Source organism: Alloalcanivorax sp. (genome assembly GCF_964221125.1).
GTDB classification, from domain to species: domain Bacteria; phylum Pseudomonadota; class Gammaproteobacteria; order Pseudomonadales; family Alcanivoracaceae; genus Alloalcanivorax; species Alloalcanivorax venustensis.
In genome coordinates, this window is record NZ_CAXPXK010000098.1 from 33,678 (window position 1) to 60,123 (window position 26,446).

A 26,446-nucleotide genomic window follows, 5' to 3' on the forward strand; every position below is an offset into this window, starting at 1 on the left:
TTGTTCTCCAGTTGTTCGGGTTCCCAGGCCAGTTGGAGCCCGGGTCCGCCCTCAGGTTCCCGAGCGCGGGTGGTGTTGTTGGTACACCTCTTGTAACCGCTGCTGCGCGACGTGGGTGTAAATTTGCGTGGTGGACAGGTCACTGTGCCCCAGCAGCATCTGCACCACGCGCAGGTCGGCGCCGTGATTGAGCAAATGCGTGGCGACGGCATGCCGCAGTGTATGGGGCGATAACGGCTTTTGCACCCCGGCGCGCACCGCCAGATGCTTGATCCGGTGCCAGAACGTCTGGCGGGTCATGAAACCGCCGCGCCGGCTGGGAAACAATACCTCGCGGTGCGCCCCCAGCAGCGCCGGCCGGGCGTCGCGCATGTAGCGCTCCAGCCAGTGCAGCGCCTCCTCGCCCAGCGGCACCAGCCGTTCCTTGTCGCCCTTGCCGATCACCCGCACCAGTCCCTGGCGGGGATTGACCTGGCTGAGCGTCAGGCCCACCAGCTCCGACACCCGCAGACCGGAGGCGTACAGCACCTCGAGCATGGCGCGGTCGCGCAGGCCCAGGCTGTCGTCCAGGTCCGGGGCGCGCATCAGCGCCTCCACGTCGGCCTCGGACAGCGTCTTCGGCAGCGCCCGGCCGGTGCGTGGACGGGCCACGTTCAGGGTCGGGTCCTCGGCGAGGCGCCCCTCCCGTTTCATCCAGCGGAAAAAGCTTTTCAACGCGGACAACTGACGGGCCACGGAGCGCGCGCCCACGCCCTGACGGTGCCGGTCGGCCAGGAAGGTCAGCAGGCGTTCCCGGTCGCAGTCCCCCAGGCTCCGCCCGCCGCCGGCGAGCCATTCGCCGAACTGGCGCAGGTCACGGCCATAGCTTTCCAGGGTGTGGCGGCTGAGGCCGCGCTCCAGCCACTGGTTGTCCAGCCAGGCGTCGACCAGGGTCCGGTCGGTGTCGCTGAGGGGCTTGCGGGGAAAGTTCATGCCGCGAGTATTGGCAATCACGGCACAAAACACAATCACCGTCCTCGCGCTCTGTTCACGCCCTGGTTTTACCTTTTATTACCGGCCCCGCCGCGCTTGCGCAGGCATACTGAAAGTGATCAATGAATCGGCCAAGGAGAACGTTTTATGGGCATTTTATCGTGGATCGTACTGGGGCTTTTGGCGGGTATCATCGCCAAATGGATCATGCCCGGCCGCGACGGCGGGGGATTTATTCTCACCACTATTCTCGGCATCATCGGGGCAATCGTCGGCGGCTGGCTGGGCGCCATGGCCGGCATCGGCGGCCCGGTGGGCTCGTTCAGCCTGGGCGGCCTGGTTACCGCGGTGATCGGCGCTCTGGTGATTCTGGCGGTGTTTCGGGCGGTCTCTAAATAGAGGCAGCCGCAAGCCGCATAAAAAAGGGCCACCCTGGGGTGGCCCTTTTTTTGGGAGCGTCCGCCGGACCAGAGGTCGTCTCCGAATTGCCCTACAGCAAAGGCTGAGACGACATGGCTCGCGGCGGCACAACCGCAAGTTGAATTACTTGCGGATTTTTTCCTTGATCCGCGCGGACTTACCGGACCGGTCACGCAGGAAGTACAGCTTGGCGCGACGCACGTCACCGCGACGGTTCACTTCGATGGAATCGATGATCGGGCTGTGCAGCTGGAACACCCGCTCAACGCCCACGCCGTGGGACACTTTACGCACCGTGAAGGCGGAGTTGAGACCGCGGTTACGGCGGGCGATGACCACACCCTGGAACGCCTGCAGACGCTCACGGGTGCCTTCTTTCACTTTCACTTGCACGGTGACGGTGTCACCGGCGCCGAACTCGGGCACGTCGGTTTTCAGCTGTGCCTGTTCGATTTCCTGAATCAGGGGTTTTTTGCCGCTCATGGCAGGCTCCTCGGTTCATTGATCGCTGTATTGCTGCCCGTCGTCCCGCGCTTCGAACTCGCGGATGTATTCGTCGAGCAACTCGCTCTCTTCCTTGCTCAAGCCCCGCTCCCGGCGGGCCTCCAGCAGTTCGGGACGCCACCGCCAGGTGCGTCCCAGTGCCTGCTTCAAACGCCAGCGGCGGATCCGTTCGTGATCGCCACTGAGCAGAACTTCAGGCACCGACCGGCCCTGATACAGCTCGGGCCGTGTGTAGTGCGGGCAGTCCAGCAGGTTTTCCATGTCGCCGGAAAACGAATCCTGGGCCGCCGAATCCTGATGCCCGAGTACCCCGGGCAGCAAACGCGTCACCGCGTCGATCAGCACCAGCGCCGGCAGTTCACCGCCGCTGAGCACGTAATCGCCGATGGAGATCTGCTCGTCCACCGACGCTTCCAACAATCGCTCATCGACCCCTTCGTAGCGGCCGGCGAGCAGAATCAATTCCGGCTCCGCCGCCAACGCCTCGGCTTTCGCCTGGGTCAGCGGCCGACCCTGGGGCGACAGGTAGATCACCTTGCCACCGCCGGCCCGTTGCCGGGCGTGGGTCAGCGCCTTTTCCAGCGGCGCCACCTTCATCACCATGCCGGGGCCGCCGCCGAAGGGCCGGTCGTCCACGGTGCGGTGGCGGTCCTCGGTGAAATCCCGTGGGTTCACCGTATCCAGCACCAGCTGGCCGTTCTCCACCGCGCGCCGGGTGACCCCGAAGTCGGTGACCGCCCGCGCCATCTCCGGGAACAGGGTGATCAGCGTTATCCGCATGGCCTTGCCCCCGTTTGAGCCGGTTCGCTAAAACTCCGGGTCCCAGTCCACCCGCATCTCGCCGTGCTCCAGATCCACATCCAGAATCACCTGCTCGGGCAACCAGGGGAGCAACCGCTCTTCCCGGTCGAGACTGTCGCCGTCGCCGCGCACCACCAGAACATCGTTGGCGCCGGTTTCCATTAAACTGTGCACCTGGCCCAGATCCCGGCCGTCGGCGAGTTTCACCCGCAGGCCGATCAGATCGCGCCAGTAATAATCGCCCCCGCCGGAGCGGGGCAGCAGGTCGCGGGGGACGGCGATGTCCCGCCCGACCAGCTCTTGCTGGGCCTGGTCCCGGTCGTTGTAACCTTCCACGCCGGCCACCAGCCCCTTGCCCTGCCGGCGCTTGCCGGTGAGCGTCACCGGCAGCCAGTGCTCGCCGCGACGCATATACCAGGGCTGATACTCGAAGATGTTTTCCATCGGGTCGGTGTGGGAATACACCTTCACCCACCCCTGGACGCCATGGACCGCCATTACGCGGCCCACCACCAACACCTGCTCGGATGTCAGGGCGTTATCGGCTGCCGCCATCTTCAGGCGCTCGCCAGCAGCGCTTTACGCGCTTTGCTCGGCTTCTTTCCGGGCTTTCTTGACCAGCGCCTTAACGCGCTCGGAAGGCTGCGCGCCCTCGGCGACCCAGGCGTCAACCTTGGCCAGATCAATGCGCAGCGGGATTTCGCCGCCACGGGCGATCGGGTTGTAGAAACCCAGACGTTCGATGAAACGGCCATCGCGGGAGGTGCGGCTGTCGGCCACGGCGATGTGATAGAAGGGACGTTTCTTGGCGCCACTGCGGGCGAGACGAATAACTACCATAATTCAATTACCTTATTTCAATCCGGTTTCCCGACCCGCGGCGCCCGCCGCCGGCCATCGTATCCGCTTGAAAACCCGCCCGGCGCCATGAAAAAGGCCCGGTCGGGTCGCGAAGGGTGCGGATTGTACGCCCATCCGCAGCCGAGATAAAGCCCTAGCGGCCGCCTCCCATGGGGGGCAGACCACCGCCGCCACCGCCCATGGGCGGCATGCCACCGCCGCCACCCATGCCGCCCGGGGGCATACCGCCGCCGGGACCGCCGGAGCCGCCGCCCATCATGCCTTCCATGCCGCGCATCATGTTCTTCATGCCGCCCTTGCCGCGCATCTTCTTCATCATCTTCGCCATCATTTTCTGCTGCTTCATGAGGCGGTTGAGGTCCTGGATTTCCAGGCCGGCGCCGGCGGCGATGCGCTTCTTGCGCGAGCCCTTGATCACGTCCGGGTTGCGGCGCTCCTTGGGGGTCATGGAGTCGATCAGGGCTTCCATGTGCTTCATCTGTTTCATGGAGGCCGGGTTCTGGGCCGCCTCCATCATGCCGCCCATGCCCGGCAGCTTGTCGAGCAGGCTGGCCATGCCGCCCATATTGCGCATCTGCTGGAACTGATCCTTCAGGTCCTCGAAGTCCATCGCCCGGCCTTTCTTGAACTTCTTGGCGATCTTGTCCGCTTTCTTCTTGTCCAGGGTGCGCTCGGCCTGCTCCACCAGCGACAGCACGTCGCCCATGCCGAGAATCCGGCTGGCGATCCGGTCCGGGTGGAAAGGCTCCAGGGCGTCGGTTTTCTCGCCCATGCCGATGAATTTGATCGGCTTGCCGGTGAGGTGGCGCACGGACAGCGCCGCGCCGCCCCGGGAATCGCCGTCCGCCTTGGTGAGGATCACACCGGTGAGCGGCAGCGCCTCATTAAAGGCCTGGGCGGTGTTGGCGGCGTCCTGACCGGTCATGGCGTCGACCACGAACAGGGTTTCCGCCGGGTTGATGGCCCCGTGCAGACGGCTGATCTCGCCCATCATCTGCTCGTCCACGTGCAGACGGCCGGCGGTATCGACGATCAGCACGTCCATATATTTGCTGCGCGCCGCCGCCAGGGCGTTATTGGCGATCTCGACCGGGTCCTGATCACCGGTGGAGGGGAAGAACTCCGCCTTCACCTCGCCGGCCAGGGTCTGCAACTGGTCGATGGCCGCCGGGCGGTAGACGTCGGCGGACACCACCATCACCTTCTTCTTTTCCCGTTCCTGAAGGAAACGCGCCAGCTTGGCCACGGAGGTGGTCTTACCGGCGCCCTGCAGGCCCGCCATCATGATCACCACCGGCGGCTTGGAGGCCAGATCCAGGGCGTCGTTGGCGTCGCCCATGGTGTGCACCAGCTCGTCGTTGACGATCTTGACGAACGCCTGACCCGGGTTAAGGCTCTTCAACACCTCCTGGCCGAGGGCTTTTTCCTTGACCTGCTCCACGAACTCCTTGACCACCGGCAGGGCCACATCGGCCTCCAGCAGCGCCTTGCGCACCTCGCGCAGGGTGTCGCGGATATTGTCTTCGGTGAGCTGCCCCTGGCCGGCCAGGCCTTTCAGCGACTGACCCAGGCGGTCCGTGAGATTCTCGAACATGATCATCAACCTCCAGATTTCGAGCGCTCGGCGGCGCTGACCGCGCGCACCGAGACGACAGGCCGCCGATTATAGGGCACCGATGCCCTGCCCGTCATGGCTGGCGCTTCAAAAGCACGGGTACCTGTGCCAGACTTCGGCGGCTTTTTCGGAGAAATCGCACCCTATGACTGCTGCCGAGGCCCTGGGCCTGATCGCCACTTTTTTATACGCGCTCTCGTCGCTGTTGCTGTACCGCCAGTTCCGCGGTCAGGCGGCGCCGTCACGGGCGGTGCTGATGCTGCCCGGCGGTCTGGCGGTGGCCACCCACGCCGTGGGGCTGTATTTCCTGCTGGTCACCGACCAGGGGCTGCGCCTGGGCCTGTTCTCGGTGGCCTCCTGTATGGCGGCGGTGGGCGCCGGGCTGGTGCTGGTGTCCAGCCTGTACCGGCCGTTTCAGTGGATCGGCGCGCTGGTGTTTCCGTTCGCGGCATTGATCATCCCCGCCAGCCTGTGGATCGACACCGGTTACAACGCCCACCCGCTGGAACACGGCATCGGCCTGCACGTGCTGCTGTCTATCCTCGCCTACGCGGTGCTGGTGCTGTCCGCCTGCCAGGCCCTGCTGCTGATGGTCCAGGACCGCCAGCTCAAGGACGGCCATATCCGCGGGGTGATGCGCCTGTTCCCGCCCATGCAGGTGATGGAGTCGATGCTGTTCGACACCATCTGGCTGGGCCAGAGCCTGCTGACGCTGGCGATTCTGTTCGGCTTTATGTACGTGGACGACCTGTTCGCCCAGCACCTGGTGCACAAGACCGTGCTGACGCTGGTCTCCTGGGTGATTTTCGCGGTGCTGCTGGGCGGCCGCCATCTGCGCGGCTGGCGGGGCCGCACGGCGGTGCGCTTCACCCTGGCGGGCTTCGCGGTGCTGGTGGTGGCGTTCTTCGGCTCTCAGCTGGTGCTGGAAGTGATTCTCGACAGGGCCTAAGCCCTCTATGCCAGGGCCTGGGCACGGTTGACAGCCCAGCGCCGACCCCAAACAATGTGCTGCCAATAAGCAACGAAACGACTTCCTCTTGGACAGTTTCTCCGACGGGTGGCTGATCACCGCCCTGATCATCCTGATTCTCGGCTCCGCCTTCTTCTCCAGCAGTGAAACCGGCATGGTGGCGATCAATCGCTATCGCCTGCGGCATCTGGCCCGCCAGGGGCACCGCGCCGCCGTGCGGGTGGAGAGCCTGCTGCGCCGCACCGACCGCCTGCTGTCGGTGATCCTGATCGGTAACAATTTCGTCAACAATTTCGCCGCCACGGTGGCGGCGATTCTGGCGATCCGCTGGCTGGGCGACAGCGGCGCGGCGGTGGCGCCGGTGGTGATCACCCTGGTGATGCTGGTGTTCGCGGAAATCACCCCGAAAACCTACGCCGCGCTCAAGCCCGAGCGCATCGCCTTCCCCGCCAGCGTGGTGCTCAAGCCCCTGCAGGTGCTGCTGGCGCCGCTGGTATGGCTGGTCAACGGCATCAGCATGATATTCCTGAGGCTGGCCGGCGCGCAGACCCGCAACAGCGACGACGATCACCTCAGCCCCGAGGAACTGCGCACCGTGGTCAACGAGGCCGGCGGCCTGATTCCGGAAAAGCACCAGAAGATGCTGCTCAACATCCTGGATCTGGAAAGCGTCACGGTGGAGGACATCATGATCCCGCGCAACGAAATGGTGGGCGTGGACATTGATGACGACATGGACGAGATCATGTCCACCCTGCGCGCCAGCCAGCACACCCGGCTGCCGGTGTACCGCGGCGACCCCAACAACATGCTGGGCCTGCTGCATTTGCGCAAACTGAGCCGGCTGCTGCTCAAGGAAGACATCAACAAAGCGGAACTGATGCAGCACACCGTGGAGCCCTACTTCGTGCCGGAAGGCACCTCGCTGAACCGTCAGCTGATCAACTTTCAGAATGCGCGGCGGCGCATCGGTATCGTGGTGGACGAGTACGGCGACGTGCTGGGTCTGGTGACGCTGGAGGACATCCTCGAGGAAATCGTCGGCGAGTTCACCACCGACCTGGCCGCCACCAGCCAGGACATCCACCCCCAGGAGGACGGCAGCCACGTGATCGACGGCGCCACCCACCTGCGCGAAATCAACCGCTCACTGGACTGGGACCTGCCCACCGGCGGGCCCCGCACGCTCAACGGCTTGATTCTGGAGTATCTGCAGGACATACCGGACGCCAACATCTCGATCCGCATCGGCGACTATCTGATCGAGATCCTGCAGGTGAAGGACAACATGGTAAAAGCTGCCAAGGTCCGCCACGCCTCCCAGGAGCCCGACGCCCCCTGAAAGCGCCCGGCAGGTTTCCAGAGACCTATACCCGGTCCGCGTCCGGCGACCCCACCCAGGCAAAAATGTCCCCCTCGTGACGCTCCACCAGCCGGTAGCCCTCATCGATGGCTTCCCCGGCGCGGTGGAAGTCCATCAAGGCAAAATCCTCCAGCAGCGGGATCAGCGTGACCTCGGGCGGGTCGCCGGCCATCCGCGAGCGGGTGATGCGGTCCTGCATGATATTGACGCTGGACGCCACCACATCGAAGAAGCCCGGCGAGCCGCCGTCCTGGGAGGAAAAATAGTGGGTCATCTTCTGCCACAGGCTGCGATCTTCGTCGCTCTCGCCACCGTCCGACGGCGTCTGGCGTGACAGGTGGGCGCCCACCAGCTGGGCGTTCAGGTTCACCGCGATCACCACATCGGCGCCGAACGCCCGCGCCGCCGACACCGGCACCGGATTGACCAGACCGCCGTCCAGCATCCAGCGGCGCTGGTGCTGCAGGGGCGAGAACAGCCCGGGCAGCGCGCAGGACGCGCGGGCGGCGTCCAGCACCGGCCCCTTGCTGATCCACACTTCGCGCCCGCTTTTCATGTCCGTGGCCACGGTGACGAACCGCTTTTCCAGGTCTTCGATATTGGGGTTGCTGTGCAGCTTCTCGAAAAAACCGAACAGCTTTTCCCCCTTCACCACGCCGCCGGAAAAGGTGAAATCCATCAACCCGAAGACGTCCTTGGTGGTCAGGGTGCGCACCCAGTCACCGAACTCCTTAAGTGCCCCACTGACGTAGGCGCCGCCCACCAGGGCGCCGATGGACGTACCGGCCACCACGTCGATCTCAATGCCGCGCTCTTCCAGCGCCTGAATAATACCGATGTGCGCCCAGCCCCGGGCGGACCCGCTGCCCAACGCCAGCCCCACCCGGGGACGGTTCGGCAACAGCGGCTGTTCTTTGTCGCTCACGGCTGCTCTACCTCGCTCACGGCTGCTTCACCTCGCTCACGGCTGCTCCTTCGTCACCATGCACGGCGCCGGTTCGCCGGCCATGCGCTGCTGGCAGCGGACCAGCACCTCACGGCGTTCCTCCACGGGCAGCAGGCCCCAATAGCTGATCTCGCGGCCGGTGCGGAAGCACCCCACACAGATGTCGTCCCCGTCCAGGGCGCAGATCGACACACAGGGCGACACCGGGGCTTCGGGGATTTCCGGCCGGTTATTGAAAGCGCTCATCGACTTCCAGGTGCTCATCGAAGTGTTTGGCGTGGGCGGCGTAGTGTTGGCTGCTCATGGTGAGCATCGCCTTGTGGCCGTCGGAGATCTCCTTGACCACCTTGGCGGGCGCGCCCATGACCAGGGAGTTGTCGGGGATTTCCATGCCCTCGGGCACCAGGGCGTGGGCGCCGATGATGCAGTTCTTGCCGATTTTCGCCTTGTTCAGCACCACCGCGTTGATACCGATCAGGCTGTTATCGCCGATGGTGCAGCCGTGCAGCATGACTTTGTGGCCGACGGTGACGCCGTTGCCGATCTTCATCGGCACGCCGGGATCCACGTGCAGCACGGAGTTTTCCTGCACGTTGGTGTTGTCACCGATCTCGATCAGATCGTTGTCGCCGCGGATCACCGCGCCGAACCAAACGCTGCTGTTGGCGCCCAGTATCACCGAACCGATTACCGTGGCGTTGGGCGCCACCCACTGGCCTTCACCCCGCATTTCCACACGGCGGCCTTCCAGTTTATAGATCATTTTTCACCCGTCAGGTCGAAACGCACATCGGCGTCGTACACATGGTTGATCAAATCCAGGATCATAAAGGCCGTCAGCCCCCAGATCCGCTTGTCTTCGTAATAATAGCTGGGCATGCGCAGGCGGCGACCATAGAAATCGATCGGCGGCGACAGCTCCGGCTCCTCCTCCAGAAAGAAGCTCAGCGGCACCTGGAAGATGGTCTCGATCTCGCCGGGCTCGGGGGTCAGATCCACCCCGGCCCGCACCACGCCCACGAACGGGGTCACCTTCATGCCAAACCGGGACGCCAGCGGCGACAGCTGGCCGATCACCTCCACTTCACGCTGGGCCAGCCCCACCTCCTCATGGCTTTCACGCAGAGCGGTGTGCAACAGATCGCGGTCGCCGGGGTCCCGTTTACCGCCCGGAAATGCCACCTCGCCGGCGTGAGTCGGCATACCCTGGGCACGGACGGTGAGAATCAGTTCCGGATCCGGCTGGTCCACGAACGGCATCAGCACGGCCGCTTCCGGCAGGTCCACCGGTAAGTCATTGAAAGGGTAAGCCGACATGCGCTGCCGGAGTTTTTCTAGCACGGGGTACTCCCTGTCTTATTTCAAACACCAGTTTGAACAGGCGTCGCGCACCGGGCAAGGCCGGATGCGCTCTATTCACGGCGGAGCCGGTGGAAACGCCCTAATTGCCGATCCACCGCCAAGCCATTAGGCTGTCGTTTCCTCATCATGCCGGCCGGCGGCCAGGCGCCCCGATGTGGTTCCATAAGCAGGCGAGAGCATCAATGAAATATTGCAGCCATTGCGGCGAAGAGATCCTGTTCTCCATCCCCGAAGGCGACAACCGGCCCCGCTATTGGTGCAACCACTGCGGCGTGATCCACTACCAGAACCCGAAAATCGTGGTCGGCGCGATCCCGGTCTGGGAAGGCCGCTTTCTGCTCTGCAAACGTTCCATCGAACCGCGCATCGGCTACTGGACCCTGCCCGCCGGCTACATGGAAAACGGCGAGACCCTCCAGGAGGGCGCCGCCCGGGAGACCTGGGAGGAAGCCTGCGCCACCGTGGCCATCGGCGACCTGTACACGGTGTTCAACCTGCCGCACATCAACCAGGTCTACATGTTTTTCCTCAGCGAGATGGTCAATGGCGACTTCGCCGCCGGCGACGAAAGCGCCGACGCCGGGCTGTTCTCGGAGGACGAGATTCCCTGGGACGAACTCGCCTTCCCCACCATCGGCCGGACGCTGAAGTTCTTTATCCAGGACCGCGCCAACGGCGATGAGTTTCCGGTGCGGACCCAGGATATCCCGCCTTTGAAGCGCAAACCTTCGCTGGACGACTGAACTTGTGGGAGCTGGCCTGTGGGAGCGGGCCTGCCCGCGAAAGGGCGACCCAGGTCGCCCGGAGGATTCCAGAGACCTTGTTTGTGCTGCCGTTAGAGAGCTCTCTGGGATCCTGCCGGCCGGCATTCGCCGGCCTTTCGCGGGCTGGGCCCGCTCGCACAAAGCCCGCACCCTGGTCCGAACCTAACCAGGCAGGTCCTCAAGCCGCCACAGGTCGATGGCGGGCTCTTCGTAGGGGTGGGCGAGACGCAGAGCGCTGAGGGCGGCTTTGAGGTGGTCTTCCATGCAGATGGTTTCCACCCGGAATTCGCGCACCGTTTCGATCTCGCCCTGGCCGCCAACGTAGGGGTCACTGCCTTCCAGGGGCCGGAACTGCCCCTGGCCGGCGACCTGAAAGCTGCAGCAATCGTAGTTGCCGATGCGGCCGGCGCCGGCCTCGAAGACGGCGTTCTTCACCGCTTCGGCATGCTCTTCGGGGACGTAGAAACAAAGCTTGTAGACGGTCATCCGGCCTCCCTGGCGGACCGCCCGGGTTCAGGGGTCTCGCGGTCGTTGTCGGCGGGCTCGGCCAGGTGCGCGTAAGCGTCGCGCAACTGATAGTTGCCCTGGGATGAGATCCACACGCCGGTGGCGGACACGGTCTGGGTGTCGCCGGCGAACACCCTGGCTTCGGTGAGCAGCTTGCGGCCTTCCACTTTCGTCACGCGGGACTCGAAGCGGATCTCCGTATTCAGCGGCGTGGGCGCCATGTAGCGGATGTTGAGCGTGCCGGTCATGCCGAGGCCGGTGACGAAATCCTGACACTTGGCCATCAGCATATCCAGGGCCAGGGACAGCACGCCACCGTGCACCTTGCCCGGCGGGCCCATGAACAGCCGTCCGAAGGTGGCGCGGCCGCGCACGGTGTCGCCGTCCAGCCACAGCTCCAGCGGCGGCGACAGCGGCGTCGCCTGGCCGGTCAGGATCTCAAAGTCGGCCATATCCAGCGCGTCCTGGCGGCTGCCTTTACCCACGATCAGCCGACCAAGAATATCGCGCATACTGCGATGACCATGCCCTTCCAGGCGTTCACGCAGCGCCCGCGCCTGCTCAGTGTACTCCGCCAGCGCCGCCTCATCCGCGTCCAGACGAATCAACTGCTCACTAATCGCCTTCAACTCGCTGGCCAGCTCCCGACGCCGCTGGGACACCGCCGTAGGCTCCGGCGACTCCGCGATCAACATATCAAAATAGTTATACATCTCGTCCGCCATACTGCACCCACTCCAATCCCGCAAAAGCGCCCAGTCTTTTGACTTCGCTTTTCACTGTTAACTATTAACTCTTAACTATTAACTGCCTTCACCCGACCCACTTCCGGGCATTGGCAAACAACCGATACCAGGGCCCAGTCTCAAACCGGCGCCAATCATCCGGGATCCAGCTGTTCTGCAGCACGCGGAACACCCGCTCCGGGTGCGGCATCATGATGGTGGCCCGGCCATCGCGGGAGGTGAAGCCGGTGACGCCCTGGGCGGAACCGTTGGGGTTGGCGGGGTACTGCTCCGCCGGGTTGCCCAGGCTGTCCACGTAGCGCAGTGCCAGCAGCCGCTGTTCGATGTTGCGGTTGAGGTCCTGGTCGCTGATCTCGGCGCGGCCTTCGCCGTGGGCCACGGCGATCGGCAGGCGGGTGCCGGCCATGTCACGCAGCAATACGGACGGCGAGTCCTGGATCTCCACCAACGAGGTGCGCGCCTCGAACTGCTCGCTCAGGTTGCGCACGAAGTGCGGCCAGTGCTCGGCGCCGGGGATCAGATCCTTGAGGTTGGACAGCATCTGGCAGCCGTTGCAGACCCCCAGCGAGAAGGTGTCCTCGCGGAAGAAGAAGCGGTTGAAGGCGTCGCGCAGACCCGGGTTGTAGAGAATGCTCTTGGCCCAGCCCTCGCCGGCGCCCAGCACGTCGCCGTAGGAGAAGCCGCCGCAGGCCACCAGGCCTTTCATGTCGTCCAGGCTGACGCGGCCGGCGAGCAGGTCGCTCATGTGCACGTCCATGGCGCTGAACCCGGCGCGGTCGAAGGCGGCGGCCATTTCCATGTGGCCGTTAACGCCCTGCTCGCGCAGGATCGCCACCTTGGGGCGGGCGCCGGTATTGATGAACGGAGTGGCCACGTCCTCGCTCATGTCGAAGGTGAGGCGCACGTTCAGGCCCGGGTCGTTGGAATCGGCGATCGATTCGAACTCCTGGCGGGCGCAGTCCGGGTTGTCGCGCAGCGCCTGGATGCGGTAGCTGGTTTCCGACCACAGCCGCTGCAGCCCCCAGCGCGGGCGTTCGCGCAACACCGCGCCGCCCAGGCGCAGGCGCACCACGTCCTCGTCGTTGACGGTGCCGACGCTGTGCACGCAGCCGCCCAGACCGGCGTCCTGGTAACGCTGGCGCACCGCCTGCACGTCGGCGGCGCGCACCTGGATCACCGCGCCGGCCTCCTCGGCAAACAGCGCCGCCACGGCCTCAGGGCCGTCACCGGCGATGTTGTCCAGCACGATGTCCACGCCGGTGCGGCCGGCGAACGCCATCTCCGCCAGGGTGGTGAACAGGCCGCCGTCGGAGCGGTCGTGGTAGGCGAGCAGGCGCTCTTCCGCCAGCAGCCGTTGGGTCACTTCGAAGAAGGCGATCAGATCGTCGGCGTCATCCAGGTCCGGCGCCACATCGCCGACCTTGCCGAACACCTGGGCCAGCGCCGAGCCGGCCAGGCGGTTCTTGCCCCGGCCCAGGTCGATCAGCAGCAGCTCGCTGTCCAGGCCGGTTTTGAGCTGCGGCGTGGCGGTCAGGCCGATGTCGGTGACGTTGGCGAAGCCGGAGACGATCAGCGACAGCGGCGCCACCACGCTCTTGTCGATGCCTTTTTCCTGCCACAGGGTGCGCATGGACAGGGAGTCCTTGCCCACCGGGATGGCGATGCCCAGCTTCGGGCACAGTTCCATGCCCACCGCCTTGACGGTTTCGAACAGGGCCTGGTCCTCGCCCGGGTGGCCGGCGGCGGCCATCCAGTTGGCGGACAGGCGGATCTGGCCCAGCGAGCCGATGTGGGCGCCGGCCAGGTTGGTGAGGGTTTCCGCCACCGCCATGCGGCCGGAGGCGGCCGCGTTGACCAGCGCCACCGGGGTGCGCTCGCCCATCGCCATGGCTTCACCGGTGCGCTGGTTGTAGCCGGTGGCGGTCACCGCGCAGTCGGCCACCGGCACCTGCCAGGGGCCGACCATCTGATCGCGGTGCACCAGGCCGGTCACCGACCGGTCGCCGATGGTGATCAGGAAATTCTTGGAGGCCACCGTGGGCAGGCGCATGACCCGCTCGATGGCGTCCTTGAGCTCAATGCCTTCGGTGGTGAACGGCTGGCGCTCGAAATCTTCCCGGTCGTAGCCGCGCTGCATTTTCGGCGGCTTGCCGAACAGCAGATCCATGGGCAGGTCCACCGGCGCATCGCCGAAGTGGTCGTCGGCCACCTCCAGGTGTTCCGCTTCGGTGGCCTCGCCGAGCACCGCGAACGGCGCGCGCTCGCGCTCACACAGCGCCTCGAAGCGCTCCAGGTCCTCCGGCAGCACCGCCAGCACGTAGCGCTCCTGGGCTTCGTTGCACCAGATCTCCACCGGGCTCATGCCCGGTTCGGCGCTGGGGATGGCGCGCAGCGACAGTTTGGCGCCCCGGTCGTGGTCGTGGACCAGCTCCGGCAGCGCGTTGGACAGGCCGCCGGCGCCCACGTCGTGGATCGACACAATCGGATTGTGCTCGCCCAGCGCCCAGCAGCGGTCGATCACTTCCTGGACGCGGCGCTCGATTTCCGGGTTGTCGCGCTGCACCGAGGCGAAATCCAGCGCTTCGTCGGATTCGCCGCTGGCCATGGAACTGGCGGCGCCGCCGCCCAGGCCGATCAGCATGGCCGGGCCGCCGATCACGATGATCTTGGCGCCCGGCGGAATCGGTTTCTTGTGCACGTCGCCGTCGCGGACGTTGCCCAGCCCGCCGGCGATCATGATCGGCTTGTGGTAACCGCGGCGCTCGTCGCCGGCCACGCCCGGCGCCTGGATTTCCAGGGTGCGGAAGTAGCCGCACAGGTTGGGCCGGCCGAACTCGTTATTGAAGGCGGCGCCGCCCAGCGGCCCGTCGATCATGATGTCCAGCGGCGAGGCGATGCGCCCGGGGCGGCCGTAGTCGTCTTCCCAGGGCTGGCGGAAACCGGGGATGCACAGGTTGGACACGGAAAAGCCGGTGAGGCCGGCCTTGGGCTTGCCGCCGCGGCCGGTGGCGCCCTCGTCGCGGATCTCGCCGCCGGCGCCGGTGGCCGCGCCGGGGCGTGGGGCGATGGCGGTGGGATGGTTGTGGGTCTCCACCTTCATCAGCATGTGCACCGGCTCGTTCCGGTAGCGGTACTCACACGGATAGCCGGCGTTGCCCGGATCCGGGTAGAAGCGGTCCGCCACCGGGCCGGCCACCACCGCCGCGTTATCGCTGTAGGCGCTGAGCACGCCCTCGCTGGCGTGCTTGTAGGTGTTGCGGATCATGGCGAACAGGCTGAGGTCCTGCTCCTGGCCGTCGATGGTCCAGTCCGCGTTGAAGATCTTGTGGCGGCAGTGCTCGGAATTGGCCTGGGCGAACATCATCAGCTCGGCGTCCGAGGGGTTGCGCCCCAGGGCGGTGAAGCGCTCCGCCAGATAGTCGATTTCATCCTCCGCCAGCGCCAGGCCCAGCTCGCCGTTGGCGGTGGCCAGCGCCTCGCGGCCGCCGCCGATCACGTCCACGCTGGTCAGCGGGCGCGGCCGGTGGTGGGTGAACAGCACCTCGGCGTCCTCCAGCCGGTCGAGCACCGCTTCCACCATGCGATCGTGCAACGCCGCCGCCAGCTCGCCCCGGTCCGCCGGACCGTTGAGCTTGAGCCGGTACTCAATGCCGCGCTCCACCCGCGCCACCTTGGCGAGGCCGGCGTTGTGGCAGATGTCGGTGGCCTTGGACGACCACGGCGACACGGTGCCCGGGCGGGGCACCACCACGAAGGTTTCACTGCCGCTCTCTTCCACGGCCGCGTCTTCCAGGCTGGGGCCGTATTCCAGCAGGCTGTCGAGCACCTGGCGCTCGCGCTCATCCAGCCCGGCGTCGCCCTCCGTTGGAGACAGCTCCACGAAGTGCACGAAACGGGCGGACAGAGCCTCTGCCTGGGGCAGAGCCTCCAGCAGTTTTTCCTTTCTAAACGCGGATAGGGCCGGGCTACCGGGGAGGATCAGCATGGGGTCGGCTTTTCCTTTACGTGCAGGGGGAGAAATAAGGATCGCAATGATAAGGGATGGCCGCCCGAATTCCTATGCGCGCGCCGCGGGGGCCGCAAAGATGCAAGCAAATATGATTGTTGGACAAAAATGATGGATTTTTGACCAGTTCCGATGGTAGATTCGCCGCGCACACGTGATGTAGGTCACAGCCGACCCGGGGGCGAGCGCCCCGATTTCCGGGTCCGGCGATGGACGGCACGGGCCGTACCGACCTGTCTGGAGTACACCCAGCAGAGGTATCAACGGATATGACAGTGCTACAACGGCTTCGCGGTTTCCTCCGCCCCGGCCGACAGCTTATCGCCCCGCTCGCGCTGCTTGGCGCGGTCGGGCTGATGGTGGCGATGCGCCCCACCCCCACCGCCCTGGAACGTGTCCAGGCGCGGGGCGAGCTGGTGGTGGCCACCCGGCCCTCACTGACCACTGTCTACCGTGACCCCAACGGCCTCACCGGCATGGAATACGAGCTGGCGCGCGGCTTTGCCGAGCGCCTGGGCGTGGAACTGCGCCTGCTGGAGGTGGACAGCACCTCCGACCTTAAGTACGCGGTGCGCCGCGGTAAGGCCGATCTGGCCGCATCCGCCCTGCTGGCCGGCCACGACGGCGACCAGGCGCTGCGCTACAGCACCCCCTACCAGAACGTGGACACCCTGGTGATGTACCGCCTGGGTGACCAGCGCCCCGCCGAGATCACCGACCTGATCGGCAAGGAGGTGCTGGTGCGCGCCGGCAGCCGCCATGCGGACATGCTGGTGGCGGCGCAGCTGGACCACCCGGAACTGAGCTTCGAGCAGGTGGAGAACGCCACCGCCGAGCAGTTGCTGGCCCTGGTCGAGCAAGGCGACGGCGACTACGCCCTGATCAACTCCAACGCCTATGCGATCCACCGCTCACTGTTTCCGGACCTGGCGTCCGGTTTCACCCTGAGCGTGGATCAGGGCCTGGCATGGGCGTTCCGCGCCAACGACGACCGCAGCCTCTATCTGGCGGCGCAGCGCTTTTTGACCCAGGCCAAGGCGGACGGCACCACCACCCGGCTGGCGGACCGTTTCTACGGCCATGTGGACCAGTTCAACCTGTACGCGGCGCGCAGCTTTATCCGCCATATGGACGACCGCCTGCCCAGCTACACCGCCCAGTTCCAGGAAGCGTCCGTGGACGCCGGCTTCGACTGGCGCCTGCTGGCGGCGATGGCCTACCAGGAATCCCTGTGGGACGCCCAGGCGATCTCCCCCACCGGGGTCGAGGGCCTGATGATGCTGACCAACCGCACCGCCCGGGAAATGGGCGTCTCCGACCGCACCGACCCGGCCCAGAGCATCCGTGCCGGCGCCGCCTACCTGCGTAAGCTGCACGACCGGGTGCCGGACCGCATCCAGGAACCGGACCGCACCTGGATGGCGCTGGCCGCCTACAACATGGGTATGGGCCACCTGGAAGACGCCCGCGTGCTCACCGAGCGCCAGGGCGACAACCCGGACCTGTGGCAGGACGTGAAAACCCGCCTCACCCTGCTCGACGACCCGGCCTACGTGAACCAGCTGCGCTACGGCGCCGCCCCCGGCGGCCAGGCGGCGGTGTACGTGCGCCATATCCGCCGCTACTACGACCTGCTGGTGTGGGCCAACAACTCCGACCGCCACCGCGCGAACATGGTGGCCCTGGCGGACTAGCGGCGCTGGCGGAAAAAGTCGCGCAGCAATTGCGCGGCTTGCTCCGCGCAAACGCCGCCGGTCACTTCAATGCGGTGGTTGTAGAAACCGCGTTCAGGCAAACCCAGCTGACTTTCACAGACCCCGGCCCGGGGTTCCCGGGCGCCGTACACCAGCCGCGCAATGCGGGCGTGCATCAAGGCGCCGAAGCACATGGTGCAGGGCTCAATGGTGACGTACAGGGTGGCGCCGGACAGCCGGTAATTGCCCGCCCGGGCGGCGGCGTCACGCAGGGCGTTCACTTCCGCGTGGCCGGTGGGATCATGAGCGATGATCGGCCGGTTCCAGCCCTCGCCGATCACCGCGCCGTCGCGCACCACCAGCGCGCCCACCGGCACTTCCCCTTCTCCGGCGGCGCTCTCCGCCAGCGCCAGCGCCCGGGCCATCCACAATTCATCGTCTTGCGCGGTCATGGTGATCTCCCTGCGTTCCAGCGGCATATGGTACGGCGTGCGGGACGCCAGGCGCCAGACGCCGCTCCCACAAGGCACTCCGTAGCGGCTACAATCATGCCTCGACGCGCCCGAGGGCGATGCAATGATTTTCAAGGAAAGGAGCCGCCACCATGACCACTCTGGGCACCCCCAATGCGCCCGGCGCCACCCGCGTACTGTTGCTGGGCTCCGGCGAACTGGGCAAAGAGGTCAGCATCGAGCTGATGCGGCTGGGCTGTGAGGTGATCGCCGTGGACCGCTACGCCAACGCGCCGGCCATGCAGGTGGCCCACCGCAGCCACGTGATCGACATGCTCGACGGTGCCGCGATACGCGGCGTGGTGGAACAGGAGCGGCCGCACTTTATCGTGCCGGAGATCGAGGCCATCGCCACCGACGAGCTGCTCAAGCTGGAGCAGGAAGGCATCACGGTGGTGCCCACCGCCCGCGCCGCCAGCCTGACCATGAACCGGGAAGGCATCCGCCGGCTGGCGGCGGAAGAGCTGGGCCTGAACACGTCCCCCTACCGTTTCGCCGGCACCCGGGAGGAATACCTGGCGGCGGTGCGCGACATCGGCCTGCCCTGTGTGGTGAAACCGGTGATGTCGTCCTCCGGCAAGGGCCAGAGCCTGGTCAAACAGGCCCAGGACATCGACGCCGCCTGGGACTACGCCCAGTCCGGCGGCCGCGCCGGCCAGGGGCGGGTGATCGTGGAAGGGTTCGTGGATTTCGAATACGAGATCACCCTGCTGACCGTGCGCCACCGGGACGGCACGGCATTTTGCGCGCCCATCGGCCACCGCCAGGAGGACGGCGATTACCGCGAGTCCTGGCAGCCGCAGCCGATGAACGACGCCGCCCTGGTGGAGGCGGAACGGCAGGCCAGAGCGGTCACCGATGCCCTGGGCGGGCGCGGCCTGTTCGGCGTGGAGTTCTTCGTCAAAGGCGACCAGGTGTGGTTCAGTGAAGTGTCACCGCGCCCCCACGACACCGGTCTGGTGACACTGATGTCCCAGGACCTGTCGGAGTTCGCGCTGCACGCCCGCGCCATTCTCGGCCTGCCGGTGCCGCTGATCGAACAGCGTGGTCCGTCCGCGTCGTCGGTGCTGCTGGTGAAAGGCGAGTCCACCGACATGCGCTACGGCAATCTGGACGAGGCCCTGGCGCAACCGGACACGGACCTGCGTCTGTTCGGCAAGCCGGAAGTCAACGGCAGCCGCCGCCTGGGCGTCGCCGTGGCCCGCGCCGACAGCGTGGAACGCGCCCGCGTAAAAGCGAACAAAGTGATTGCCGCCATCAAGGTCGAGCTATAACGGCCCGGCGTTTTCAATTCAACGGAGAGATTTTTCATGTATCGGGATACGCACAGCAAGATCATCGGCTATCTGCTCTGGATCTTCGGCTTCATGGGCGCCCACCGTTTCTACTACGGCCGCCAGATCACCGGCACCATCTGGTTCTTCACCCTGGGCCTGTTTTTTATCGGCTGGATAATCGACCTGTTTCTGATTCCCGGCATGGATGAATCCGCGGATATCCGCTATCGCTCCGGCCCCACGGACTACAACATCACCTGGATTCTGCTGACCTTTCTGGGAATATTCGGCCTGCACCGGTTCTACATGGGCAAATGGATCACCGGCATCATCTACCTGCTGACGGTGGGGTTGTTCGGGCTGGGGATTCTCTATGACTACTGGACCCTGAACGGGCAGATCAGCAGCAAGAATATGATGCACGGGTCGCTTTAAAGAGGGTATGCAGGCCGGCGGGATTCCACGCGTCTCTGGAATCCCGCCAGGTGGCTCTTGCCATCCTTTCGCGGGCGAGGCCCGCTCCCACAATGTTTTCTCTCAGTTTTTCATGGCGTATTTGCCGGAGCCGAGGAAGAACAGCGCCACCGCGTTGAACAGGTAAAACGCCTGCAGCTCGACCTTCCAACCGCCGGTGCTGCTGAGCGCGAACAGTTCGTTCATGTGCGCCATCAGCAGCGCCACCAGCATGTTGCCCACGATCAATACCGCGCCGATCCGGGTGTAATAGCCGATGATGATCATCACCGGGGCGATCACTTCACCGATAAACACCCCATAGGCGAGAAAACCCGGCAGCCCATAACCCTGCAACGAACCGGAAATCCAGCCCACCCCGCTTTCCAGCTTGGCGATGCCGTGCAGCAACAACAGCAGCCCCAGGGTCAGGCGCAGAATCAGTTTGCCCAGATCGGCGTTTTGCATATTCCCTCCTCTCGTTTAGAAGTAACCGTTATTACAGCCTATTGAACGGTTTTGCCGGGGAAAAGAAAAGCAGCCGGCCCACACTTTCGCTATTCATGCACAGTCCGGTCTCAACCGGTCGGCGCACTTTTCTTCGCGCGGCCTATTTACATGATGACCATCATCATTATATAAATGACACCCATCATCTAAAAGCGACCACCAGGCGCAAGAGGTCCAGCATGAGAGTCAGCAAGGAACAGGCCGCCGCCAACCGTGAGCAGATCGTCCACCAGGCCGCCCGTTTGTTTCGCGAACGGGGCTTCGACGGCATCGGCGTGGCTGAACTGATGAAGAACGCCGGCCTGACCCACGGCGGCTTCTACGGCCATTTCGACTCCAAGGAACAACTGATGGCGGAAGCCTGCGAATACGCCATCGGCGTCACCGGGCGGCGTTGGCGGCGGCTGGCCAGCGACAGCGACGGGCCGTCCATGGACACCCTGGCCCGCCGCTACCTGTCCAAGCGCCACCGCGACGCCCCCGGGGACGGTTGTGTGCTGGCCGCCCTGGCCGGCGACGCCGCGCGACAAAGCCCGCCGGTGCGCGCCGCCTTCACCGGCAGCGTGAAGCGCTTTATCGACCTGCTCGGCAATGCCCTTCCCACCCGCGCCAAAGCCGCCCGCCGGCAGAAGGCGGTGGCCGCCTGCGCCGCCATGGTGGGCGCGCTGGTGCTGTCCCGGGCGGTGGACGACCCGGCGCTTTCCGAAGAATTCCTAGACGCCGTGGCCGCCCAGCTGCCCGGCACGCACTAACCCCGGATTTTTTAACTCGAACATTGGAGTAAAACCATGAGCGAAGCCGCACTGAACGGCCTGGAAACCCTGCAAATGCTGATGCGGGAGAAGCGTAACCCGGCCATCGGCGACACCCTGGATTTCACCCTGGTGGAAGTGGAAAAAGGCCGCGCCGTGTTCGAAGGCACGCCCTCGGAGAAAGTCTATAACCCGATCGGCTCGGTGCACGGCGGCTACGCCGCCGCCCTGCTGGATTCCGCCTGCGGCTGCGCGGTGCACGCCAGCCTGGACGCCGACCAGGCCTATACCACGGCGGAACTGAAAGTGGCCTACCACCGGGGCATGACCAAGGACACCGGCCCGGTGCGCGCCGAAGGCACGGTGATCACCCTGGGCCGCCGCCTCGGCTTCGCCGAAGCCCGCCTCACCGACCGCAACGGCAAGCTCTACGCCAGCGCCACCTCCACCCTGCTGATCATGCAGCGGTAACCCAACAGCCGGGAGGCATCACCATGAAAGCCGTTATCGCGGGCTACGCCCGATCCCCGTTTCATTTCGCCAACAAAGGCCTGCTCGCCCAGGTACGTCCGGACGATCTCGCCAGCCAGGTGGTCAAGGCGCTGCTCGCCCACACCGATCTGGACCCGGCGCTGCTCGAAGACGTGATTCTCGGCTGCGCCTACCCGGAGGCGTCCCAGGGCAATAACCTGGCACGCATCGTCGGCCTGCTCAGCGGCCTGCCCCAGGACGTCGGCGGCATGACCGTGAACCGCTTCTGCGGCTGGTCCATGTCGGCGGTGCACATCGCCGCCGCCAACATCGAGGCCGGCCTGGGCGACGCCTTTCTGTGTGTGGGCGTGGAATCCATGACCCAGGTCCCGCAGGGCGGCTTTAATTTCTCGCCCAACCCCTGGCTCCAGGAATACACCGACGCCTATGTGTCCATGGGCCGCACCGCCGAGAACGTGGCGGAACGCTACGCTATTCCCCGCGGCGAGCAGGAACGGATGGCGTTGGAATCCCACCACAAGGCCGCCGCCGCCCGGGAGCAGGGGCGTCTGCGCGACGAGATTGTGCGCATCCAGACCGGCACCGGCGAGTGGATCACCGAGGACGGCTGCATCCGGCCCAACACCTCCCTGGAAGCCTTGGCCAAGCTGCCGCCGGCGTTCGATGAGAACGGCGTGGTCACCGCCGGCACCTCGTCGCCGCTCACCGACGGCGCCTCCGCCGTACTGGTCACCAGCGACGACTTCGCCGCCCGCCACAACCTGACCCCGAGCGCGCGCATCCGCGCCGTGGCCAGCGCCGGCTGCGACCCGGCGGTGATGGGCCTGGGCCCGATCCCGGCCACGCAAAAAGCGCTGGCACGGGCCGGCTTGAGCCCCGACGACCTGGGCGTGGTGGAGATCAACGAGGCGTTCGCCTCCCAGGCGCTGGCCTGCATCGGCGACCTGAATCTGGACCCGGCCACCGTGAACCTGGACGGCGGCGGCATGGCCATCGGCCACCCGTTGGGCGCCACCGGCGCGCGCATCACCGGCAAGGCGGCGGCGCTGCTGCAACGGGAAAAGGTGAAGTACGCCCTCGCCACCCAGTGCATCGGCGGCGGCCAGGGCGTGGCCACGATCCTGGAAGCGCTGTAAACGCGGCGGCGGGTTGACCCTTCAAGCCGGCAGCACGCGCATCCAGAGCTGCTTCGCCTCGCTCTGGTAGTCCCGCATCCGCTCGATCAGACGGTGACGCAGGTCGCCCCCCATCAGGGCGTCCGGCAGCAGCGGATCGTGGATGATCGAGCGAATCGCCGCGCGGCCCAGCAGCAGGCTCTCACGGGCCGCCACCTCCGCCGGCAGCGCATGGAGACCCGCCTGACTGCGCTCCAGCCGCGACAACATGTCCCGATACGCCGCCTCCAACGCGGCCAGATCCCATAATCCACGGGCGCGCTGTTCGTCCCCCCGGGAGAGCTCGCCCACCGCGATCACCGTAGCCTGATCCGCCAGGCCCAGCGCGCGCAAATCCTCCCGCAAACCCGGCACCCCCCCGTGCAAATTGTCCGGCCGAAGCTGTAAACCGCTAACGCCCAGGGCGCGGAACCCTCGCAGCATCAGGGCGCGCTCATGGCGCCGCCAGAGCGTTTTCTCGCGCCGCGGCACCGCACCATCGACCACGCCGACCCAACCGCCCTGCCAGGCCACCGCGCGCTGCTCCTTGCTCAGCCAGCTCTCAACCTCGCCGAACAGACCACTGCCACCGGGGTTCAGCGCGTACAGACCGCGCGCCGGATTGGCGACCTTGCCCTGCCGCACCAGTCGGTTCAGCGCCACTCGCACGTTCTGGTCACGAAGCCCGCACACCTCGCCGGCCCGGCAGAGCGCCGCCACCGACACCTGGCGGGCATCGTGTGTGGACAGAATATCCAGGACCAGATCCGCGGCGCCGAGCTCATATTGACCGTCGGACGGGCCGTCGGTCACGGCCAAATTATAACTCTTGCTGTCTTTTGCAGTCATATGGTGAAATATATCCAAACCATCCCCTTTGTTCCACAAAGGGAAATAAATAACGCCCGATGGCCAAGCCCAGGAGAGTCCCGTGTCCACGCCCCCGATCCTTGTCGAAACCGACGGCCCCGTCCGCACCATCATTATTAACCGGCCGGATAAGCGCAACGCCGTGGACCGACCCACCGCCGACGCCCTGCGCGACGCCTTTCAAGCCTTCGAAGAGGACGACAGCGTCAGCGTGGCCGTACTCACCGGCGCCGGCGGCAACTTCTGCGCCGGCGCCGATCTGGCCGCCCTGGGCGACCCGCAACGCCGCAACGAAGTGGAACCGGAAGGCACCGGCCCCGGCCCCATGGGGCCATCACGCATGCTGCTCAGCAAGCCGGTGATCGCCGCGGTGTCCGGCTACGCCGTGGCCGGCGGCCTGGAGTTGAGCCTGTTCTGCGACCTGCGCGTGGCGGAGCAGTCCGCCGTGTTCGGCGTCTTCTGCCGGCGCTGGGGCGTGCCGCTGATCGACGGGGGCACGGTGCGCCTGCCGCGGATCGTCGGCCAGGGCCACGCCATGGACATGATCCTCACCGGCCGCCCGGTGCACGCCGACGAGGCCCTGCGCATGGGCCTCGCCAACCGCGTGGTCGCCGACGGCGAAGGCCTGGACACCGCCCGGGCCCTGGCGCACAGCATCGCCGGTTTCCCGCAACGCTGCCTGCGCGCCGACCGCCTCTCCGCCTACCGGCAATGGGACCAGCCGCTGGCCGATGCCCTCGCCCGGGAAGGCGCGGGAGGCTACCCGATCGTCTTTGAAGAGGCCATCGCCGGCGCCGAACGTTTCACCAAAGGCGCCGGCCGCCACGGCGAATTCGAATAACGACAATGAACAGACAAGAGGAGAGCTTGAATGACCACCACCTATCTCGACCTGATTAATCGCGGTGCCGGCTACTACCCCGAGCGGACCGCCATCGTCTTCGGCGACCGGAGCCTGACCTTTAGTGAGACCCACACGCTTAGCAATCAGCTCGCCCACAGCCTGATGCAGCGCGGCGTAAAACGGGGCGACCGCGTGGCACTGCTGCTCAACAACAGCCTTTACAGCGTGCCGGTGGATTTCGCCTGCGTGAAAGCCGGCATCAACCGGGTGCCGCTCAACGCCCGGCTGTCCCTGAACGAACACCGGAAAATGCTGGAAGAGACCGGCTGCGAACTGCTGCTCTACGGCGCCGACCTGAGCGAACGGGCCAGCGAACTGCGCGACGCCCTCCCCACCCTGCAATGCCACGGCATCGGCAGCACCGACGGCGGCGGTGACGACCTGCTGGCCGACGCGGCCAACCAGAGCACCGCCAATCCAGACGTGGCCGTGGAACCGGACGACGTGATCCTGACCCTGTTCACCTCCGGCACCACCGGCACGCTTAAAGCCGCCCAACACACCCAGGCCTCCTACGCCGGCGTCTGCAAGAACGTGCTGCTCAACCTGGTCGCCGTGGAGCAGGACGATGCCATGCTGCACGCCGCCTCGCTGATCCACGCCAGCGGCGTGTTCGTGCTGCCGTTCTGGCTGCGCGGCGCGCGCACCGTGATCATGCCCGGCTTCGACCCGGACGCCTTCCTGGAGTTGATCGAGAAAGAGCGCATCACCGCCGTCAACATGGTGCCCACCATGCTGCAGATGCTGCTCGGCCACCCCCGTTTCGCGGAGATCGACGTGAGCCGGCTGCGCCAGGTGATCTACGGCGCTTCGCCGATGCCGCGCCCGGTGATCCAGAAAGCCATGGCCACCTGGGGCCGGGAGAAATTCTGGCAGTACTACGGCCAGACCGAATGCCCGCTCACCATCGCCGTGCTGCGCCCCGAGGACCATGAAGAGGAGCTGCTCGGCGCCTGCGGCAAACCCAGCATCGACGTGGAGATCCGTCTGGTCGACGAACAAGGCAACGACGTCCCGCAAGGCGAGCCCGGCGAAATTGCGGTGCGCGCGCCGTCAATGATGGCCGGCTACCACAACGCCCCCGAGCTCAACAAAGAGATGTTCATGGACGGCGGCTGGCTGCGCACCCGCGACATCGCCCAGTTCGACGAGCGCGGCTTCCTGCACATGAAGGACCGCACCTCCGACATGATCATCACCGGCGGCTACAACGTGTACCCCAAAGAAGTGGAAGACGTGCTCACCGCGCACCCCGCCGTGGCCGAGTGCGCCGTCATCGGTCTGAAAGACCCGCAATGGGTGGAAGCGGTCACCGCCGTCGTGGCCCTCAAACCGGACCAAAACATTGATGAGCAGCCCCTGATCGACTTCGTTGCCGAGCAGGTCGCCTCCTACAAGAAACCCCGCAAGGTGATTTTCACCGACGCGATCCCCAAGACCGCGGTCGGCAAGATCAACCGCAAAGCCTTGCGGGACCAGTACGCGAAAACCGCCTAACACTCACCAATGCGTTTGCCGCTGAGCGACATGCGCATTTTCATCGGCCCCATGGGGGATTCCATGTCACCTTGCATGGTCCCCTCCATGGTGTCGCCCTGGAGTTTGAGATCCGCGCTCATCGTGTAGGGCGACCCGTCCGGGCCCGGACAGGTCAGGCTGTAACGCAGGCGTGACCGGCTCTGCTCCATTTCGGACACCTCGCAATTGTTCAGCTCGTCACCGCCGAACAGATCCGGATCGGTAACGTCTTCCTGGCGCACGCAATCCTTGTTCTTAGCGGTGCGGGCCGGCATCGCCTGGCCACCGGCGCTCATGGTCATGGTGGTCTGATACTCCCACTGCCCCGGATTAACGTTCGGCGTCTCCGCCGACACCAACGCCGGCGCCGCGACCAGCAGGGACAGGGCACAAGCCTTCAACTTCCTCATGGTATTTCTCCTTTTAGTATTGTCGGCTTAGCCGACCCTAGCGCGGCCCGGCCTGGAGGCGTA

Annotated in this window: 29 protein-coding genes; 12 read left to right on the plus strand and 17 right to left on the minus strand. The window is 65.7% G+C overall.

Annotated features, from left to right (window positions below):
* Window positions 1-51: 51 nt before the first annotated feature.
* Window positions 52-972 carry a site-specific tyrosine recombinase XerD gene (xerD, locus tag ACEQZD_RS11730; RefSeq protein WP_370185806.1) on the minus strand — a complete coding sequence of 307 codons (921 nt, stop codon included), beginning with the start codon at window positions 970-972 and terminating at the stop codon, window positions 52-54.
* 147 nt (window positions 973-1,119) lie between these two features.
* Here xerD and ACEQZD_RS11735 point away from each other — a divergent pair, with 147 nt between their 5' ends.
* A complete protein-coding gene (locus ACEQZD_RS11735) occupies window positions 1,120-1,371 on the plus strand; it encodes a GlsB/YeaQ/YmgE family stress response membrane protein (RefSeq protein WP_142948592.1) in 252 nt (83 codons plus the stop codon).
* A gap of 144 nt (window positions 1,372-1,515) precedes the next feature.
* Here ACEQZD_RS11735 and rplS read toward each other — a convergent pair whose 3' ends face one another.
* From rplS to ffh, 5 genes are all read right to left on the minus strand, one after another.
* Window positions 1,516-1,875, minus strand: coding sequence for a 50S ribosomal protein L19 (rplS, locus tag ACEQZD_RS11740; RefSeq protein ID WP_142948591.1), 360 nt, complete (start codon window positions 1,873-1,875; stop codon window positions 1,516-1,518).
* Between the two features lie 15 nt (window positions 1,876-1,890).
* Window positions 1,891-2,676, minus strand: coding sequence for a tRNA (guanosine(37)-N1)-methyltransferase TrmD (gene trmD / locus ACEQZD_RS11745; RefSeq protein WP_370185657.1), 786 nt, complete (start codon window positions 2,674-2,676; stop codon window positions 1,891-1,893).
* A 27-nt stretch (window positions 2,677-2,703) separates the two neighbouring features.
* Window positions 2,704-3,252: a ribosome maturation factor RimM gene (gene rimM / locus ACEQZD_RS11750; protein ID WP_370185660.1), complete on the minus strand. Its 549-nt coding sequence runs from the start codon at window positions 3,250-3,252 to the stop codon at window positions 2,704-2,706.
* Window positions 3,253-3,276: 24 nt separating this feature from the next.
* Window positions 3,277-3,537, minus strand: coding sequence for a 30S ribosomal protein S16 (rpsP, locus tag ACEQZD_RS11755; protein ID WP_067611244.1), 261 nt, complete (start codon window positions 3,535-3,537; stop codon window positions 3,277-3,279).
* A 154-nt stretch (window positions 3,538-3,691) separates the two neighbouring features.
* Window positions 3,692-5,152: a signal recognition particle protein gene (gene ffh, locus ACEQZD_RS11760; RefSeq protein ID WP_214013535.1), complete on the minus strand. Its 1,461-nt coding sequence runs from the start codon at window positions 5,150-5,152 to the stop codon at window positions 3,692-3,694.
* A gap of 166 nt (window positions 5,153-5,318) precedes the next feature.
* Here ffh and ACEQZD_RS11765 point away from each other — a divergent pair, with 166 nt between their 5' ends.
* Complete coding sequence (locus ACEQZD_RS11765; RefSeq protein WP_214013534.1) at window positions 5,319-6,122, plus strand: inner membrane protein YpjD; 804 nt, start codon at window positions 5,319-5,321, stop codon at window positions 6,120-6,122.
* A gap of 88 nt (window positions 6,123-6,210) precedes the next feature.
* On the plus strand, window positions 6,211-7,485 hold the full coding sequence (locus ACEQZD_RS11770) for an HlyC/CorC family transporter (RefSeq protein ID WP_370185665.1): 1,275 nt from the start codon (window positions 6,211-6,213) through the stop codon (window positions 7,483-7,485).
* A 25-nt stretch (window positions 7,486-7,510) separates the two neighbouring features.
* On the opposite strand, the gene rssA is transcribed toward ACEQZD_RS11770, so the two are convergent.
* From rssA to ACEQZD_RS11790, 4 genes are read right to left on the minus strand one after another with little or no spacing between them, the layout of a single operon-like run.
* Window positions 7,511-8,431 (minus strand): patatin-like phospholipase RssA, encoded by a 921-nt coding sequence (rssA, locus tag ACEQZD_RS11775; RefSeq protein ID WP_370185668.1) that lies wholly within the window; start codon window positions 8,429-8,431, stop codon window positions 7,511-7,513.
* A 36-nt stretch (window positions 8,432-8,467) separates the two neighbouring features.
* Window positions 8,468-8,698, minus strand: coding sequence for a DUF1289 domain-containing protein (locus ACEQZD_RS11780; protein WP_370185670.1), 231 nt, complete (start codon window positions 8,696-8,698; stop codon window positions 8,468-8,470).
* Entirely contained in the window at window positions 8,682-9,215 is a 534-nt protein-coding gene (locus ACEQZD_RS11785; protein ID WP_370185673.1) for a gamma carbonic anhydrase family protein, read from the minus strand. Before ACEQZD_RS11785 ends, ACEQZD_RS11780 begins: the two co-directional genes overlap by 17 nt.
* Window positions 9,212-9,793 carry a CoA pyrophosphatase gene (locus ACEQZD_RS11790; protein ID WP_370185676.1) on the minus strand — a complete coding sequence of 194 codons (582 nt, stop codon included), beginning with the start codon at window positions 9,791-9,793 and terminating at the stop codon, window positions 9,212-9,214. Before ACEQZD_RS11790 ends, ACEQZD_RS11785 begins: the two co-directional genes overlap by 4 nt.
* Before the next feature lie 203 nt (window positions 9,794-9,996).
* On the opposite strand from ACEQZD_RS11790, the gene ACEQZD_RS11795 reads away from it, so the two are divergent.
* Entirely contained in the window at window positions 9,997-10,557 is a 561-nt protein-coding gene (locus tag ACEQZD_RS11795; RefSeq protein ID WP_370185678.1) for an NUDIX hydrolase, read from the plus strand.
* A 183-nt stretch (window positions 10,558-10,740) separates the two neighbouring features.
* Here the strand turns inward: ACEQZD_RS11795 and ACEQZD_RS11800 are convergent, their stop codons facing one another.
* The 3 genes from ACEQZD_RS11800 to purL form a co-directional block, all read right to left on the minus strand.
* Complete coding sequence (locus tag ACEQZD_RS11800; protein WP_370185681.1) at window positions 10,741-11,064, minus strand: NGG1p interacting factor NIF3; 324 nt, start codon at window positions 11,062-11,064, stop codon at window positions 10,741-10,743.
* Entirely contained in the window at window positions 11,061-11,810 is a 750-nt protein-coding gene (locus ACEQZD_RS11805) for a PaaI family thioesterase (RefSeq protein WP_370185684.1), read from the minus strand. Before ACEQZD_RS11805 ends, ACEQZD_RS11800 begins: the two co-directional genes overlap by 4 nt.
* 88 nt (window positions 11,811-11,898) lie before the next feature.
* The gene (gene purL / locus ACEQZD_RS11810; RefSeq protein ID WP_370185687.1) at window positions 11,899-15,816 is read right to left on the minus strand and encodes a phosphoribosylformylglycinamidine synthase; all 3,918 of its coding nucleotides are present in this window, start codon (window positions 15,814-15,816) and stop codon (window positions 11,899-11,901) included.
* A 290-nt stretch (window positions 15,817-16,106) separates the two neighbouring features.
* Here purL and mltF point away from each other — a divergent pair, with 290 nt between their 5' ends.
* A complete protein-coding gene (mltF, locus tag ACEQZD_RS11815) occupies window positions 16,107-17,531 on the plus strand; it encodes a membrane-bound lytic murein transglycosylase MltF (RefSeq protein WP_370185690.1) in 1,425 nt (474 codons plus the stop codon).
* Here the strand turns inward: mltF and tadA are convergent.
* A complete protein-coding gene (gene tadA, locus ACEQZD_RS11820) occupies window positions 17,528-17,983 on the minus strand; it encodes a tRNA adenosine(34) deaminase TadA (protein ID WP_370185693.1) in 456 nt (151 codons plus the stop codon). The two genes, mltF and tadA, sit on opposite strands and share 4 nt — an antisense overlap.
* Window positions 17,984-18,135: 152 nt before the next feature.
* On the opposite strand from tadA, the gene purT reads away from it, so the two are divergent.
* Together purT and ACEQZD_RS11830 are read left to right on the plus strand one after the other, a co-directional pair.
* Complete coding sequence (gene purT, locus ACEQZD_RS11825; RefSeq protein ID WP_370185696.1) at window positions 18,136-19,317, plus strand: formate-dependent phosphoribosylglycinamide formyltransferase; 1,182 nt, start codon at window positions 18,136-18,138, stop codon at window positions 19,315-19,317.
* A 36-nt stretch (window positions 19,318-19,353) separates the two neighbouring features.
* Window positions 19,354-19,755, plus strand: a complete 402-nt coding sequence (locus ACEQZD_RS11830) for a TM2 domain-containing protein (RefSeq protein WP_214013522.1) — start codon at window positions 19,354-19,356, stop codon at window positions 19,753-19,755.
* A 102-nt stretch (window positions 19,756-19,857) separates the two neighbouring features.
* Here ACEQZD_RS11830 and ACEQZD_RS11835 read toward each other — a convergent pair whose 3' ends face one another.
* A complete protein-coding gene (locus ACEQZD_RS11835) occupies window positions 19,858-20,241 on the minus strand; it encodes a DoxX family protein (protein ID WP_370185699.1) in 384 nt (127 codons plus the stop codon).
* Between the two features lie 221 nt (window positions 20,242-20,462).
* Between ACEQZD_RS11835 and ACEQZD_RS11840 the strand changes: the two genes are divergently transcribed.
* From ACEQZD_RS11840 to ACEQZD_RS11850, 3 genes are read left to right on the plus strand one after another with little or no spacing between them, the layout of a single operon-like run.
* A complete protein-coding gene (locus ACEQZD_RS11840) occupies window positions 20,463-21,035 on the plus strand; it encodes a TetR/AcrR family transcriptional regulator (RefSeq protein ID WP_370185702.1) in 573 nt (190 codons plus the stop codon).
* Between the two features lie 36 nt (window positions 21,036-21,071).
* Window positions 21,072-21,506, plus strand: coding sequence for a PaaI family thioesterase (locus tag ACEQZD_RS11845; RefSeq protein WP_067604838.1), 435 nt, complete (start codon window positions 21,072-21,074; stop codon window positions 21,504-21,506).
* A 23-nt stretch (window positions 21,507-21,529) separates the two neighbouring features.
* A complete protein-coding gene (locus ACEQZD_RS11850; protein WP_370185705.1) occupies window positions 21,530-22,663 on the plus strand; it encodes an acetyl-CoA C-acyltransferase in 1,134 nt (377 codons plus the stop codon).
* A 21-nt stretch (window positions 22,664-22,684) separates the two neighbouring features.
* On the opposite strand, the gene ACEQZD_RS11855 is transcribed toward ACEQZD_RS11850, so the two are convergent.
* A complete protein-coding gene (locus tag ACEQZD_RS11855) occupies window positions 22,685-23,620 on the minus strand; it encodes a PaaX family transcriptional regulator (protein WP_372530078.1) in 936 nt (311 codons plus the stop codon).
* Between ACEQZD_RS11855 and ACEQZD_RS11860 the strand changes: the two genes are divergently transcribed.
* Together ACEQZD_RS11860 and ACEQZD_RS11865 are read left to right on the plus strand one after the other, a co-directional pair.
* Window positions 23,613-24,392, plus strand: coding sequence for a crotonase/enoyl-CoA hydratase family protein (locus ACEQZD_RS11860; RefSeq protein WP_370185711.1), 780 nt, complete (start codon window positions 23,613-23,615; stop codon window positions 24,390-24,392). The genes ACEQZD_RS11855 and ACEQZD_RS11860 overlap by 8 nt on opposite strands.
* A gap of 30 nt (window positions 24,393-24,422) precedes the next feature.
* A complete protein-coding gene (locus ACEQZD_RS11865) occupies window positions 24,423-25,952 on the plus strand; it encodes an AMP-binding protein (RefSeq protein WP_370185714.1) in 1,530 nt (509 codons plus the stop codon).
* Here the strand turns inward: ACEQZD_RS11865 and ACEQZD_RS11870 are convergent.
* The gene (locus ACEQZD_RS11870) at window positions 25,949-26,383 is read right to left on the minus strand and encodes a DUF3617 domain-containing protein (protein WP_370185717.1); all 435 of its coding nucleotides are present in this window, start codon (window positions 26,381-26,383) and stop codon (window positions 25,949-25,951) included. The two genes, ACEQZD_RS11865 and ACEQZD_RS11870, sit on opposite strands and share 4 nt — an antisense overlap.
* Window positions 26,384-26,446: the final 63 nt, after the last annotated feature.

Bases quoted from the DNA above. Each gene is read 5' to 3' on its own strand.
- xerD (WP_370185806.1), bottom strand. From the start codon at position 972: ATGAACTTTCCCCGCAAGCCCCTCAGCGACACCGACCGGACCCTGGTC.
- ACEQZD_RS11735 (WP_142948592.1), top strand. From the start codon at position 1,120: ATGGGCATTTTATCGTGGATCGTACTGGGGCTTTTGGCGGGTATCATC.
- rplS (WP_142948591.1), bottom strand. From the start codon at position 1,875: ATGAGCGGCAAAAAACCCCTGATTCAGGAAATCGAACAGGCACAGCTG.
- trmD (WP_370185657.1), bottom strand. From the start codon at position 2,676: ATGCGGATAACGCTGATCACCCTGTTCCCGGAGATGGCGCGGGCGGTC.
- rimM (WP_370185660.1), bottom strand. From the start codon at position 3,252: ATGGCGGCAGCCGATAACGCCCTGACATCCGAGCAGGTGTTGGTGGTG.
- rpsP (WP_067611244.1), bottom strand. From the start codon at position 3,537: ATGGTAGTTATTCGTCTCGCCCGCAGTGGCGCCAAGAAACGTCCCTTC.
- ffh (WP_214013535.1), bottom strand. From the start codon at position 5,152: ATGTTCGAGAATCTCACGGACCGCCTGGGTCAGTCGCTGAAAGGCCTG.
- ACEQZD_RS11765 (WP_214013534.1), top strand. From the start codon at position 5,319: ATGACTGCTGCCGAGGCCCTGGGCCTGATCGCCACTTTTTTATACGCG.
- ACEQZD_RS11780 (WP_370185670.1), bottom strand. From the start codon at position 8,698: ATGAGCGCTTTCAATAACCGGCCGGAAATCCCCGAAGCCCCGGTGTCG.
- ACEQZD_RS11785 (WP_370185673.1), bottom strand. From the start codon at position 9,215: ATGATCTATAAACTGGAAGGCCGCCGTGTGGAAATGCGGGGTGAAGGC.
- ACEQZD_RS11795 (WP_370185678.1), top strand. From the start codon at position 9,997: ATGAAATATTGCAGCCATTGCGGCGAAGAGATCCTGTTCTCCATCCCC.
- ACEQZD_RS11800 (WP_370185681.1), bottom strand. From the start codon at position 11,064: ATGACCGTCTACAAGCTTTGTTTCTACGTCCCCGAAGAGCATGCCGAA.
- ACEQZD_RS11805 (WP_370185684.1), bottom strand. From the start codon at position 11,810: ATGGCGGACGAGATGTATAACTATTTTGATATGTTGATCGCGGAGTCG.
- purL (WP_370185687.1), bottom strand. From the start codon at position 15,816: ATGCTGATCCTCCCCGGTAGCCCGGCCCTATCCGCGTTTAGAAAGGAA.
- mltF (WP_370185690.1), top strand. From the start codon at position 16,107: ATGACAGTGCTACAACGGCTTCGCGGTTTCCTCCGCCCCGGCCGACAG.
- tadA (WP_370185693.1), bottom strand. From the start codon at position 17,983: ATGACCGCGCAAGACGATGAATTGTGGATGGCCCGGGCGCTGGCGCTG.
- purT (WP_370185696.1), top strand. From the start codon at position 18,136: ATGACCACTCTGGGCACCCCCAATGCGCCCGGCGCCACCCGCGTACTG.
- ACEQZD_RS11830 (WP_214013522.1), top strand. From the start codon at position 19,354: ATGTATCGGGATACGCACAGCAAGATCATCGGCTATCTGCTCTGGATC.
- ACEQZD_RS11835 (WP_370185699.1), bottom strand. From the start codon at position 20,241: ATGCAAAACGCCGATCTGGGCAAACTGATTCTGCGCCTGACCCTGGGG.
- ACEQZD_RS11840 (WP_370185702.1), top strand. From the start codon at position 20,463: ATGAGAGTCAGCAAGGAACAGGCCGCCGCCAACCGTGAGCAGATCGTC.
- ACEQZD_RS11845 (WP_067604838.1), top strand. From the start codon at position 21,072: ATGAGCGAAGCCGCACTGAACGGCCTGGAAACCCTGCAAATGCTGATG.
- ACEQZD_RS11850 (WP_370185705.1), top strand. From the start codon at position 21,530: ATGAAAGCCGTTATCGCGGGCTACGCCCGATCCCCGTTTCATTTCGCC.
- ACEQZD_RS11865 (WP_370185714.1), top strand. From the start codon at position 24,423: ATGACCACCACCTATCTCGACCTGATTAATCGCGGTGCCGGCTACTAC.
- ACEQZD_RS11870 (WP_370185717.1), bottom strand. From the start codon at position 26,383: ATGAGGAAGTTGAAGGCTTGTGCCCTGTCCCTGCTGGTCGCGGCGCCG.